We start from the raw sequence: 14045 nt of genomic DNA, 5'->3' as shown, positions 1-14045 counted from the left end.
TTGCCGGCACCATAAAAAACAGGTGCATGCTGTAAAACGCACACACCCGTGTTTTTTCTCATTCTTATTCGTTCCAGCCTACTGAAACTTTCTTTCTCAATACAAATAGTAATACGGATCCGAGGCTATGCCGGCTATCATCATTATCATGAATACTCCCCACAGAACTGTCGCGATTATGCTCAGAATGAATCCTACAGTTCTTATCCCTTCATTATTTCCTTCTTTTTTAGCCATTATCGCAAGAATAAGTCCCACGACTCCGCAAACGCCTATAGCACAGCATACTGTTCCCACGATACCGAGTATCAGCGAAGCAACTGCTTTGCCGTGTGCCGGCGCCTGCTGTGTCGTGTACTGCTGATACTGACCTCCCGTGCTGTTCTGATCATATGTATAATTAGGATGTTCATTGTGCTGTGTCTGATACTGACCGGCATTCTGCTGCCACTGACCGCTGCTCTGGTTCTGATACTGTGCCGTGCTATTCTGCTGCCATGCGCCGTTACCGTTGTTCTGATCATACTGGCTTGCTCCGTACGGCTGCTGCTCTTTGACTGTCTGCCACTGATCAGCTCCTGTACCGTAAACACCCTGCTGTGCATCGCCTTGAGTATACTGCTGCCCTGTCTGCAGACTTCCCTGCTGTGCATCGCCTTGAGTATACTGCTGTCCCGTCTGCGGACTCCCCTGCTGTGCATCGCCTTGGGTATACTGCTGCCCCGTCTGCGGACTTCCTATCTGCCACTGATCGCCGACCTGGTATATCTGCCTGCCTGTACCTGTATACGGCACCTCATTCATCTGCTGCGGTGTCTGTCCGATCCCTGCAGTTCCGTCAGTTCCTGCGACACCCGCAGGTGTATCGTTCCATGCAGCCTCTGCAGGTGCCGCCGCTTCTGCTGCAGCTTCCTGAGGCTGTACGAATCCCTGCCGGGCAGCTTCACTTTCGCTGTGCATCTGCACTGCTTCCGTATACAGCCCCTCGCCTTCTGCCGTACTCTTGTCAGGCATCACGTTATTGTTCATATTATTAATACTATTGTTCATATCATTACTGTTATTCATATTATTATCCATTGAAATATTCCTTTCCGTATCTGCCCCTGCAGATATGCTTATATGGTCATTTTATATTGATACTGAACAAAAGTCAATCCGCTATCCATAGAAGATACATTCCACAAACATGCAGCTGCTCTGATATGTCTGGCATGTCTGCACAACTGCCGTAACCGACACTGCTGCCACGACTTTGCATACCGGCATATCACAGATTCCTCAGCACCGCGAAGATCAGATATGCCGCTATATTCACATAGACCGCCCCGAGCAGCACCCGTTCATTTCTCAGCACTGCCGGTCGGCCTGCAAAGCATCCTATACTTATCATCAGCCACATGATCACTGTAACGAACGCTACAGGATTGAACCTGAACGCCGAGTAAAAGTCAAACCTGAGCAAGGCAAGCGCCATCCTTGACGTCCCGCATCCGGGACACAGATACCCTGTAAAGCGATTGAACATACACGGTATACCAAATCCGGTCGTATATATCAGCACAGTGTATGTGATCCCGATCGCGATCAGCACCCCATATATCAAAAGTATTTTTTTCTGTACATTATCAAGCTTCATCATCAGACTGTCGTACTCTTTCTTCCATGGACCCGTTTATGCTTTCACTATCATTATGCTGATGTGTCCCATGTATGTCAAGGTGTTCATAACTCAGAAAGCATAAGCCCTGACAGGATCGAGTAGGAGGCGGTGACTAGCCGCCGTCCTCTCACACCACCGTGCGTACCGTTCGGTACACGGCGGTTTCAACAGTTGACGTGCAGGGACTGATATGCCATGGATAAATCGTAACATCCCCAGCGTATCAGTCTTTCTTTTGTTAACGCTCTTTGTACCACTCCGCTTCCAGCCATTCTCCAGTAGCCTTTACGACTGTAGGCTCCTTCACAGGCCGCCCATTCCGGCAGACCTAGTCCTAACAGCTTCCGCTTCCTTGTCTTCGGCAGCTTCCACTGTTTCCAGATACACATTCGTATCCTTCGATATAGCCATCCATTCATTGCCTCTATGTTGTTCTTCATATCCGCAATGCTGAAATAGTTCAGCCATCCCCGCATGAATATTTTAATTCTTTCCATTGCTTTCCTGATATTTCCGCATCTGCTCCGGGAAGTGAGCTTTCTCAGCTTATCCTTGGCTTTCTTCCATGCATCTGCATGGACACGGATATAGATTCCTTTTCCGTTCTTCCCATAACAAAAACCAAGATACTTAAAATTTCGGATCGCAAATACACTTACCGTGCGGCTTTTCTTTCGGTTCACTTTTAATTCCAGTGTCTCTTCCAGATATTTCGTACTGCTTTCCAGTAACCGTTTCGAGGCTCTTTCACTCTTTGCAAGCAGTACGATGTCGTCGGCATAGCGGATGCAAGGCACTCCTCGTCTTTGGAATTCCTGGTCAAATTCATTTAGATAGATATTTGCCAGTAACGGCGAAAGATTTCCGCCTTGTGGTGAACCTTCCTCTGTTCTGACTACCACTCCGTTTTCCATGACTCTGCTCTTAAGATACCTCTTTATCATTTGTATCACTCTTTCATCTTTTACGTCTCTGCGTAAGATATTCAATAGCAATACATGATTCAGCGTATCGAAGTATTTTGACAGGTCAAGAACAACTGCTCTTGTGTAACCTTGCTTTGCATACTCCTTTATCTTCAGAACGGCGTCTTTTGCGCTTCTTCCCGGTCTGTAGCCGTAGCTCCCTTCCGAAAACTTCGGTTCATAGATCGGTATCAGCTTCTGTGCGATTGCCTGCTGGATGATACGGTCTACAACAGTTGGAATACCAAGCTTTCGCATTCCACCGTCCGGCTTTGGGATTTCGACTCGTCTTACTGGGGAGGGTGTATAGTGCCCCTTCCTGATTCTTTCCAGCAATTCGACTTTGTGTTCCTTGAGCCATGGGAGGGCTTCTTCGATAGTCATACCATCTACTCCCGGCGCTCCTTTGTTCGCCTTCACTCTTTTGTATGCTCGATTGAGATTATCTCTTTCGAGTATACTGCCTAGGAGATCTGGCTCTGCACTGTCTCTTTCTTTCCATATCCGGTTGAATGAGCGGTGCGCTCTTACATACCCTTTACGTTCCGCGCTATCTCTCTGCAAGCAGCTTTCTTTGTTGTTTTCTGCACTCATATGCTCATTCCTCCTTTCCGGGTCATACTCAAGACTCCTGTTGATTCGGTCCTTCATTGTTCTTTCCAACTACTATGACCTCTGCTGACCCCTGTGCGTTCAGCACTGCTTTGGGCAGTGGTTGCTCCTTTCAGAGCGTGCCGCACAGGTCTCCCCGGGTACCACACGTTTCTTCCTCTCCATCTGTCTGCCTCATCTATCCTGCATGATCCCGTGTAGCTTTTGGGCTTTGACTTGTATGGCAGCCTCACCCTCATGCATGACCTTCTATGAGATTTCTGTTCGTCAGACCGGAGATTTGCCTGCACCTTCCTTCAGATTCTGCCTCACGACAGACACCCTTGGTGTTCAGCTATCTTCTTCCCGCTACCGGGCGAATTCGGGACTTTAACCCTTTAGAAACGTGCGCCGCCGGGCGCACCATAAAACAGAACGATCCCCGAAAGAGCCCCGCGCTGCGGCGTTTCTCTCCAGAGATCGTTTCTGTATATTCTCTCCGATCCTGCCTGTTAGATATCCTTCATCCCCCTGATACCGCTTATCCCCAGTCCCGGTGCATCCGTCACATCAAAAAACGGAATTCGCTTTTCATATCCTCCGTCGACCGGATCCTCCGCCAGCAGTATGGCCGCATCGAGATCCACCATCGTGATGTTCTTCTTTGCAGCAGCAAGCTGCGCAGCGGCAGCAAGCCCTACCTTGCTCTCCACCATGCATCCCAGCATGCACTCCACGCCGAAGCTTTCCGCGATACCGGCTATCTTCAGCGCATTGTATATCCCGCCGCATTTCATCAGCTTGATGTTCAGGAAATCGACAGCGTCCATCTGCAGAAGCCGCATCGCATCCTGCGGTGAAAACACGCTTTCGTCTGCCATGATGAGCGTATCGACATTGTCTCTGACCTTCTTCAGTCCCTCAAAATCGCGAGCCTTTACAGGCTGTTCGATGAACTCTATGTTCATGCCGAGTCTGTCCAGCCTGTTTATCACATCTATCGCCTGTTCAGGCGTCCACCCCTGGTTTGCATCGAGCCTGAGCCTTATCTTATCCCCCGCTGCTTCCCGTACGGCCTGCACACGCTTTACATCAAGCTCGGGATCGAGACCGACCTTGAGCTTTAATGCATCAAACCCCTGCGCGAGCGCATCGAGTGCATCAGCTTTCATTTCTTCCGGCTGATTCATACTTATCGTAAGATCCGTTTCAAGAGTTTTTCTGTATCCTCCAAGGAATTTATGCAAAGGTATATCGTAATGTTTTCCGACAAGATCATAGACTGCCATATCGCATGCTGCTTTTGGACTCGTATTTCCCGGGAGCGCATCCTGTATCGCATTCATGATCCCGTCTGTGTTCTCGATGTCCATACCGATTATCGCAGGCGCTATATACCCGCGTATGGCTGAAACAATCGACTCGACTGTATCCCCAGTTATCGCAGCTGTAGGCGGCGCACATCCGAATCCCGTCGCTCCGCTGTCCGTCTGCACCAGAACGATCACGTTTTCAGCGACGCTCACAGTCCTGAGCGCTGTCTTGAAAGTCTTTTTCAATGGTATATCTATGCGTTTCAGCTGAATATCTGTTATCTTCATCTCTGTTACCTTCTTCTGCCGCCGCTACATCTTGAGATCTCTGCCGTCAAGTTTGTCTTCATCGCTCCTGCTGAAGATCTTGTATACAAAGTATGCGATAACAATCAGGAACAGTGCGAATGATACCCATGCATTATCCGTTCTGAGGAAATCGAGGAATCCCCATGAATCGACTCCTGTGCCGAGATATATCAGCACTGTAGCGACTACGCCTATAAGCGCATCTCCGGCAATATAGCCCGATGCATACATCGTTCCCTTTTCGATCTTCTTCGCTCTGGTCTCTTCGCTGTATTTCTTTCTGCTGTCTATTATTCCTCTGATAGCTCCGCCTATCATCATAGTCACACTGAGATGTATCGGCAGGTACAGCCCTACAGAGAACGGCAGCACTTCGCCGCCCATGAGCCATACGGCAACGGCAATGCCCATTCCTATGAGGATCAGCGACCACGGAAGGTTTCCTTCCATTACGCCCTCTGCCAGCGACTTGATCATTGTAGCATGCGGTGCAGCCAGCTTTTCACTTCCTATAGTGTATACTTTGTCCAGCATGATTATTACAGCACCCATGACTGCAGCTGATGTGATGACACCTATCATCTGACCGTACTGCTGGCTTCTTGGAGTAGCTCCAAGAAGGAATCCTGTCTTAAGATCCTGTGCCATATCTCCTGATACACCTATACATATACAGATTATCGAACCCACGATAACGATAGCGATCGCTCCGCTCGTTCCGCTGAATCCCATCACTCTGAAGAGCACAGCAGTAACGAGGAGTCCTCCTATAGACATCGCTACGATAGGATTGTTCGAGCTTCCCACGAAACCTACAAGATGAGCGGAAACCGTAACGAATATGAATCCGAATATCAATACAAGTATCGCTCCGAGGCTTCCTGCCATCGCATTAGGGAATACCGGCAGGAATGCGATGATCCCCAGTATTATTATCGCTGCTATCACTAAGAGCTTAGGAGATACGTTTCTGTCAGTCCTTTTGATCTCTTCATCTTTGAGCTTGTATGCAGCGAACGTTCCCTTGAATGATCTTACTATGATAGGTATCGCCTTGAACAGACTTATGAATCCGCCCATTACGACCGATCCTATTCCTATGTACTTGAGATAGTATGTCCACAGTCCCCAGTGATCCAGCTCTGCGATAGGCACGTCTGCCAGACCTATTGCATCCGGCGCATACTGTCCGATGAAATATATCACAGGAAGTATCACAAACCATCCGATGACTGATCCGGCCAGCGACATCGCCGCGATCCTCGGTCCTACCAGGAATCCTGCACCCAGCAGTGACGGATACACGTCCATACCTACAGCTCCGCCCTTGAGATATCCTTTGAGCGGTATATCGAGTTCCTCAGGGAAAAGGCAGAATCCGTTAGTAAGGAATTTGAACACTCCGCCTATACCGATGCCTTTGAACAGCATCTTCGAAGTGGTCCCACCTTCTTTCCCCGCAACTATAACTTCTGCACACGCAGTGCCTTCAGGATACGGCAGTTTACCGTGCTCATCCTTTATAAGGAACTTCCTGATCGGTATCATGAGTATGCACCCCAGCAGTCCGCCAAGTGCTGCAATGGTGAAAATCGTTATCATCTTGACATTCACACCCATCAACAGCAGTGCCGGCAGCGTGAATGCCACACCTGCAGCAAGGGCTTCTCCCGATGAACCTACAGTCTGTACGATATTGTTTTCCAGAACTGTACTGCCCTTCAATCCCTTGAGCACCGCCATACCTATTACCGCTGCCGGTATCGACGCGCATATCGTCATACCGATCTTCATCGCAAGGTATGCATTTGCCGCCCCGAACAGGCATGCCAGTATGCAGCCGATCACGACAGCCCTTACCGTGAACTCCCTGATATTTTCATCAGGCGAAACATACGGCTTGTAGTTTTCGCCGCTCACCTTTGATGAAAAGTCAGCAGTCCGCTTGTTTTCATTACTCTCCATTTTTCTCCTCCTCATTTGATTATTTACTCATAAAATCATCGAAAACCAGCTTCGACGTTTCAGATAATATCTTTCGAGCATGATTGTTGTCCTTTGCATCCCATGCAAAGAATATATATATATAATTCCCCTTTTCTGTATAAACTATGGCAATGTCATGATCGAGAGCATCGAGTTCTCCGCTCTTGCGGGCTATCACAAGCTCATCCGGCAGCTCCTGCCTCATCATCGTCTCATCTGCCTGACCCTTCATTATATCCAGCATCTGTCCGTCGTAAGGCGATCCCAGAAGTCTGTCCTCATAGAGTCTTTCCATCAGATCCAGCATTTCCTTCACAGATGTAAAGTTCTGGCGTCCTTCTTCGGCAGCCCTGAAGTCCATCATCTTTCGCTGCAGTACGGAATCGCTGTATCCCAGCTCTCTGATAGTGCTGTTGATCCCGTCCATTCCGAACAGATCTATCAGTACATTCGTAGCCGTGTTGTCACTGTACACGATCATCAGTTTCAGCAGCTCTCTCAGGCTGTACTTTCTCGGATCGAGAAACAGCAGTACGCTGAAATCCACGACATCTTCTGCTCTGACTTCGATCTGATCATCCAGCGTCATCTCTCCGGCCCTTATTTTCTGGAAAGCCCTGATAAGTATGAACATTTTTATCAGGCTTGCCGATGCCACGACTTCGTCTTCATTGAAAGAACAGATCTCTCCGCTTCTCAGATCTTTTACTGCAAAAGCGCCGCTTACCCCTTCGCGCTGCAGATATGCGATCAGTTTTTCTCTCATAATACAATCTCTCCTGTCGAATTTTTATGTGATCCGAAACAAAAAAACAGTACGGGCCCGACACAAATCAGACCCATACTGGATTTCACTCACGGAGCCACAGCAGTCCATATCTATGCTGCAGCATATTGAATAAAGCAGTTTCGGTATAAAGCTTTCATATATTTTTTATCTCACTGTACTTTTTCAGGGCATCCTTGTATGCTATCACTATAGCCTTCTGAGACGAGCCGAAATACCGGCGGCCTATATCTGCCACGAGTTTTTCATCGTACCCTGAAAATTTCTTTCCTATAAAAAGATCGTAAACGAATCTTTTCGTTATATCTATCGTTGCCGAACACTCAAGATCCACGATCTCGTCAGTTTCACGATCTATGACAAAGCCTATGAAAAAAATCTTGAAATTGCTTGTTATGGCATTGTCACTGCCTGTCCTGCCATGTCCGACAACATAAACTGTAGTATCTTTATACATGTTTTACCTCATAACGATACGTTGACACTTCCGTATTTTAACATATTTTCAGCAAAATATCCACATCAAAAAACCAAAAAATGCAAGCATCGAAAAAACCGAAAAAACGCGACCGGTCCGAAAGCAGTCGATCCGCTTTTACAGATTTGCCAGTTTCATCATAGCCTTTGCATAGATACGGCTACTTGCCAGAAGATCCTTGATATCGATATATTCGTTGGCCTGGTGCATCGTATCCTCACGCCCCGGGAAGATCGATCCGAAAGCCACCGTATTCGGCAGGCTCTTTGCGTATGTTCCGCCGCCCATGTTTACAGGCGAAGCCTTCTCTCCCGTTTCCTCCTCGTATACTCCCATCAGTGTCTTTACGAGCTCATGGTCCTCAGGAAAATATAGCCCCTGCTTTTTCTTTACGACCTCGAACTCAAGACCCTCTGCACTGCAGACCTGCGCGATCTTTTCAAGATACGGTTCACAGTCTTCATTCGCAGGGCACCTGTAATCCACGAGAACTTCGATATGCTCCTGATCGGCGCCGAGCACTCCCGCATTGAAAGTGGATCCTCCGAGCTTTTCATCGCTGTATCCTGCTCCGAGCTTTATCCCTCTTGTATCACCGCTCATATATTCATTGTAGAACTCAATGAACTGCCTGAGCTCTGCCGGGAATCCCGCATATCTGCTGTCTGCAGCGACTTCTTTCAACAGGCTGTCTATCGCGTTGACACCTGCTTCCGGCGTGCTTCCATGAGCCGCACGTCCTTCGGTATTTCTGATGATCTCCGTTTTTTCTCCGAATTTCAAAATCATCTCAGCCTTATCCGGCACCTGATTGACCGCAAGTCCGCCCGACGCGCTCACAAGTGTGTATTTTCCCGCACCTGATCTGTCCGAAAAGCGCTTTGATATCCTGAACACGACCATACTCTTTTCCGAATTCACGACAGGAAACATCGCATCAGGAGTAAATGCATATACAGGCAGTTCCTCAGTTTTTTTGTAACGCTCCATATCTGTGCTGCCGGTCTCCTCGTCAGTGCCTACGATGAGTCTTATCCGGCGCTTCAGCTCAGCTCCCGAATCTTTTAACGCCTTCATCGCGTAAAGCGCTGCGATCACCGGCCCTTTGTCATCGAGGGCTCCTCTTCCCGTTATCCTTCCGTCAGCTATCACACCTTCGAACGGATCCGTATTCCACCCGTCGCCTGCCGGAACAACATCCATGTGCCCCAGAACACCGATCATTTCGCTGTCATCTGTGCAGTTTTCCGGGCAGTATTCGACATATCCCGCATATCCGTCGACATTCACAGCCTTGAATCCCAGCTCCCTGCCCTTTGCAAGTATGAATCCAAGTGCCTCAGCTACGCCTTTCCCGAAGGGCATGCCCTCCTGCGGCTTGCCGCTGACGCTTTTTATCGCTATGCATTCACATAAGGTCTGAAGCATCGCATCATTATCTATAAACGCTGCAAGTGATTTTTCATTCATCATATATCTCCATTCTGTCTGTACCTGATCTGTCATAATTTAACAGTCCTGAAAAGTTCATTGTAATTATATTCGCTTCCCCTGCATATATCAACATAAAAAAACATGCAGCGGTTTAGTCGGCCGACAAGGTTACAGCGGACTTTTGTGGATTTTTATGAATTTATATGGATTTTTATGAATTTTACTATTGACATGGATATGAATACGTGCGATAATATTTGGCAAATGCGAAGACCGGAAAGCAGTAAGTCTTTACGAATCCAACAGAGAGTTGCCGGGTGGTGAGAGGCGCAGGGAGGAAACTGACTGAATACATTCTGAGAGCAGTCCGCTGAACAGTGATGAAACGTATCTGTTGTTAAATCGTTTCAGAGCTAAATAGGTTGGAACGGGTTCACCCGTAACAGTGAGCGAGTTTTATCAAGAACTCAGTGAGGCTGCAGCTGTGAAGCTGCGGTAAACAGAGGTGGTAACGCGGTAATATCTGCCCTCTGAACATAGTTCGGAGGGCAGTTTTTTTATGCACTGTCCTTCAAAAAAGAAAGGAAAGGACAAAAAAACTATGTTTATCAAAATCTTACTACTTTGTATCTTTTTCGCAGTGATGATCGGAATCGGTCTCTACTGCAGGAAACACGCAACTGATGTAAGCGGCTTCGTGCTCGGCGGACGTTCCGTCGGTCCGTGGCTCACAGCATTTGCTTACGGCACATCATACTTCTCAGCAGTTATATTTATCGGCTATGCAGGTCAGTTCGGCTGGAAATTCGGTATCGCCTCCACCTGGATCGGTATCGGAAACGCGCTCATCGGATCGCTGCTCGCATGGGTGATCCTCGGCAGACGCACAAGGATCATGACTCAGCACCTGGATTCCGCAACAATGCCGGAATTCTTCGGTTCGAGATTCAGCAGCAGATCTCTGAAAATAGGTGCTTCAGTAATCATATTCGTATTCCTGATACCATATACTGCATCTCTGTATAACGGACTGTCACGACTCTTCGGTATGGCATTCAATATAGACTACACAGTATGTATCATCATAATGGCTGTCCTCACAGGTATCTACGTTATCGCCGGCGGCTACATGGCGACCGCGATCAACGATTTCATACAGGGCATAATCATGCTGTTCGGCATCGTCGCTGTTATTGCTGCCGTGCTGATGAGCAAGGGCGGCTTCACCGAAGCTATAGATTCGCTGGCACGTATCGAAGACCCTGCCGCATCATCGACTCCCGGTGTGTTCAATTCATTCTTCGGGCCTGATCCTCTCGGCCTGCTGAGCGTAGTCATACTCACGTCACTCGGTACATGGGGACTTCCTCAGATGGTGCAGAAATTCTATGCGATCGAAAGCGAAAAGGCTATACATAAAGGCACTATCATTTCAACGCTCTTTGCCATCGTCGTTTCAGGCGGATGCTATTTCCTCGGCGGCTTCGGACGACTGTTTTCAGATCAGATAAATGTTGAAACAGACGGCTTCGACTCGATAATCCCGACGATGCTTTCAACTCTGCCTGATATCCTTATCGGTCTCGTGGTACTTCTGGTACTGTCAGCTTCGATGTCGACATTATCTTCACTCGTCATAGCTTCGAGCTCAACGCTGACGCTTGACTTCCTGAAAGATAATTTCATAAAGAACATGAGCGAAAAGACTCAGGTACTCATAATACGCGCCCTGATCATACTGTTCATACTGATATCAGTTGTCATCGCGATAATACAGTACAAGAACAACATCACATTCATCGCTCAGCTCATGGGTGTATCCTGGGGTGCTCTGGCCGGTTCGTTCCTGGCTCCGCTCCTCTACGGGCTCTACTGGAAAAAGACGACAAAAGCTGCCTGCTGGTGCAGTTATATATGGGGCTCCGGTCTCATGATAATGAATCTCCTTTTCAAGAGTTCATTCCCTGAAATACTGCAGTCTCCTATAAATGCAGGTGCTCTGGCAATGCTCGCAGGACTGATCATCGTTCCTGTTGTCAGCCTCATAACACCAAAGCCTGATGACAAGCTCGTTACGGACTGCTTCTCATGCTACGACAGAGAAGTAAAAGTACATGCGAGATTCTCGCTTGGAGACGAAGAGTAAACGATAATATCACAATACGGTCATCTATTTTTAAACGGCCCGCCGGACTTTCATGTCCGACGGGTCATTTTTATTTACATCTCTATTTGCACAGATACATCACGCCCATCCCCCGTGAACCATCACATCTGCGTGTGTTTTCTTCTGTAAAGGACCGCCACGGCGATCACTGCTGATACAGTCATCAATGTCAGCGCCGGCAGCATCGCAGCCGGTATGCGATCTCCTGTTGAAACCGCTGATCCGGTTTCAGGGCGGAGGAATCTTATCGTCTGATCCGTATCATTGATATCCTCATGTCTCGCTATCACCAGACCGCCCTTCACCAGAGTCTCAAACACGACGATCCTGCAGTCTTCGAACGCCGACGCATCAAAAGTGAATTCCACATCGATCTTTCCGTTTTCAGCTTCAGCTGTGAACTCCTTTGTCGAAGTCACCTTTCTGCCGTTCACCAGCAGCTCTTTGCCTGTGGACTTGTCCATCAGCACGCCTTCAAGCGTATATTTCTCTCCTTTCTCCAGGCCCTGGTATTCCACTCTATCGGTAAGCGTCACAGCCTTTCTTGGCAATGTCACGTGCTCCCTGTTCAGTTCACTGTCCCACACACTCGTCTTCAGCTTCACTTTGCTGTTCGTGAGCGTTCCCAGCTCGATCAGACTGCTGTCCCTGCTGACTTTTATCTCTATGCCTTTCAGAAGCTTATATCCTTCGTTGTTCCTGCACGGCAGCTCATCGATCCTGTATCTGCCGTACGGCAGCGCTCCACGCTCATCATTCAGAGCTGATCCCTCTCCGAACCATATGCCCGCCGCTGCATCCAGCGCATCATCATCGATCGATGATCCGTCCCATGCATCGTCATTCGCATTGGTCCTGCATGAATGAGCATTGTCAGCACTGGAAGTCGACGCGTATCCGTTCTCATCAGTGACCAGTATATGACTTTCTCCATCCTCTGCATCGCTGCCGTCCTCCTGCAGCGAGGTTATCATGAACGGTATGCCCGCCATCCTGTGATTCGATCCTTCTTCTATCTTGCAGAACCTGAGATCCCCGCGATTTATCTGTTCCGGTATTTCCGAGACCTGATATACATCTGTCTCTGCAGATGTACCTTCTGCCCTTATCTCCGACACATATACATCATCATTTACAAGATAGCCTTCCGGCGCTTTTACTTCTTTTATCACCACGACTCCAAGCGGCAGCGCCGATGACTCGCCGTCATCCGGGTCAGTGAAAAGCTCCGACTGATCATACCCCGACGCCAGGAATGATTTTTTAAACTCTATCCTTCCATCCTTATCGCTGCTGAAATACCACGTCCTCAGCGGCTTCAAACTGCTGTAGTCCTTGTCATCAGGCATCTCATCATGTCTTATGCCGAAGAAATCCGCCCTGAACACAGCGCCTTCCAGACTTCCGCCTTTCTGCGGGATATAAATTTTTCCGTCTTCAGCGTCCGCTTTCTTTTCAGTCTCCGAATCGTATTTGTAGAGAAGCATTCTGACAGGATTCTTCACCGGCGGTTCCTTCGAAGTTATGCTGACCTTTCCTGAAGTGCCGTCGCATACGTATTCCTTTTCATCCAGTACATATCCTTCCGACGGCTTCAGCTCTCTTATCGTGATCTTTCCTGCCACCTCTTTATTCAGAGTGATCTCAGCTGAAGCCTTCCCATCCTCGTCCGTCGTAACGGTCGTCAGAAGTCTGCTGCCGACATAGATACCATACTGCGCCCCTGCGAGCGAATAGCATACATTGCCGTCGGTAAACGTCTTCTCCACGCTTTCCTTCGTGACAGACACTGACACACTGATATCCGGTGTCCTCGCGATCAGTCGCTGGTACGAGGCCCTGCCGGTCTTGTAAATGATATACGATGTTCCTGACATCGTCGCATCCTTCGTACTCAGAAAGTCCATGAACGCGCTGTAGCTGGCGCTGCCGTCCCCGTTACCGTTGTTGAAATAGTGATCCAGCGCAAGCGATGTCGCAACCAGCGCAGAGCTGCTGTCCGCAAACCCTGACCACTGTTCCGGACCTCCATACCCGTAATACAGTACCTTTGCAACATCTGCACTTTTTCCGACCGAAGCCGAAGCCTTCGTCCCTGTCGGTGGTGTGAACTTTTCATGATCACAGCAGAATGCCGCTTTTCCGTTCACGGAAAAGCGCCCTACTCTGGTCGAACCTTCATAGGCATACCCGCTGTTCTCAACAGTGTACTCAGCGGCTTCCGCTGTCAAAGCCGCTGAAAATGAAGCCGCGATACTCACTGCGGCCAGCAGCACCGCAAGCAGTGCCGCCGATACCCGTCCTCTTGATCTCTGCATTTTAATTCCCCCTTTTAATGCCTTATCTGAGATT

Annotated in this window: 10 protein-coding genes; 1 reads left to right on the top strand and 9 read right to left on the bottom strand. The window is 48.6% G+C overall.

The features are described 5' to 3' along the window. Nucleotides 1–96 precede the first annotated feature (96 nt). From OCV59_RS07210 to OCV59_RS07175, 8 genes are all read right to left on the bottom strand, one after another. Nucleotides 97–1080, bottom strand: a complete 984-nt coding sequence (locus OCV59_RS07210) for a DUF4190 domain-containing protein (protein WP_147593819.1) — start codon at nt 1078–1080, stop codon at nt 97–99. A gap of 190 nt (nt 1081–1270) precedes the next feature. Continuing rightward, on the bottom strand, nt 1271–1642 hold the full coding sequence (locus OCV59_RS07205) for a DUF2752 domain-containing protein (RefSeq protein WP_262584203.1): 372 nt from the start codon (nt 1640–1642) through the stop codon (nt 1271–1273). Between the two features lie 185 nt (nt 1643–1827). Continuing rightward, nucleotides 1828–3222 (bottom strand): group II intron reverse transcriptase/maturase, encoded by a 1395-nt coding sequence (gene ltrA, locus OCV59_RS07200; protein WP_147593818.1) that lies wholly within the window; start codon nt 3220–3222, stop codon nt 1828–1830. Nucleotides 3223–3731: 509 nt separating this feature from the next. Further along, nucleotides 3732–4820, bottom strand: a complete 1089-nt coding sequence (locus OCV59_RS07195) for a dipeptide epimerase (RefSeq protein WP_147593816.1) — start codon at nt 4818–4820, stop codon at nt 3732–3734. A 24-nt stretch (nt 4821–4844) separates the two neighbouring features. Then, entirely contained in the window at nt 4845–6806 is a 1962-nt protein-coding gene (locus OCV59_RS07190) for an OPT family oligopeptide transporter (protein WP_262584202.1), read from the bottom strand. Between the two features lie 19 nt (nt 6807–6825). Further along, entirely contained in the window at nt 6826–7593 is a 768-nt protein-coding gene (locus OCV59_RS07185) for a serine hydrolase (protein ID WP_147593814.1), read from the bottom strand. A gap of 157 nt (nt 7594–7750) precedes the next feature. Next, entirely contained in the window at nt 7751–8071 is a 321-nt protein-coding gene (locus OCV59_RS07180) for a DUF3870 domain-containing protein (RefSeq protein WP_147593813.1), read from the bottom strand. A 138-nt stretch (nt 8072–8209) separates the two neighbouring features. Beyond that, complete coding sequence (locus tag OCV59_RS07175) at nt 8210–9598, bottom strand: Sapep family Mn(2+)-dependent dipeptidase (RefSeq protein ID WP_147593812.1); 1389 nt, start codon at nt 9596–9598, stop codon at nt 8210–8212. Between the two features lie 529 nt (nt 9599–10127). Between OCV59_RS07175 and OCV59_RS07170 the strand changes: the two genes are divergently transcribed. Further along, entirely contained in the window at nt 10128–11672 is a 1545-nt protein-coding gene (locus OCV59_RS07170; protein WP_147593811.1) for a sodium:solute symporter family transporter, read from the top strand. A gap of 122 nt (nt 11673–11794) precedes the next feature. On the opposite strand, the gene OCV59_RS07165 is transcribed toward OCV59_RS07170, so the two are convergent. Next, nucleotides 11795–14011: a VaFE repeat-containing surface-anchored protein gene (locus OCV59_RS07165; protein WP_147593810.1), complete on the bottom strand. Its 2217-nt coding sequence runs from the start codon at nt 14009–14011 to the stop codon at nt 11795–11797. Between the last annotated feature and the right edge of the window lie 34 nt (nt 14012–14045).

This window comes from Brotomerdimonas butyrica (assembly GCF_025567305.1).
Classification (GTDB): Bacteria; Bacillota; Clostridia; order Peptostreptococcales; family Anaerovoracaceae; genus Lentihominibacter; species Lentihominibacter butyricus.
Note: the sequence above shows the minus strand (reverse complement) of the source record. Positions and strands in the feature narration are given on the sequence as shown.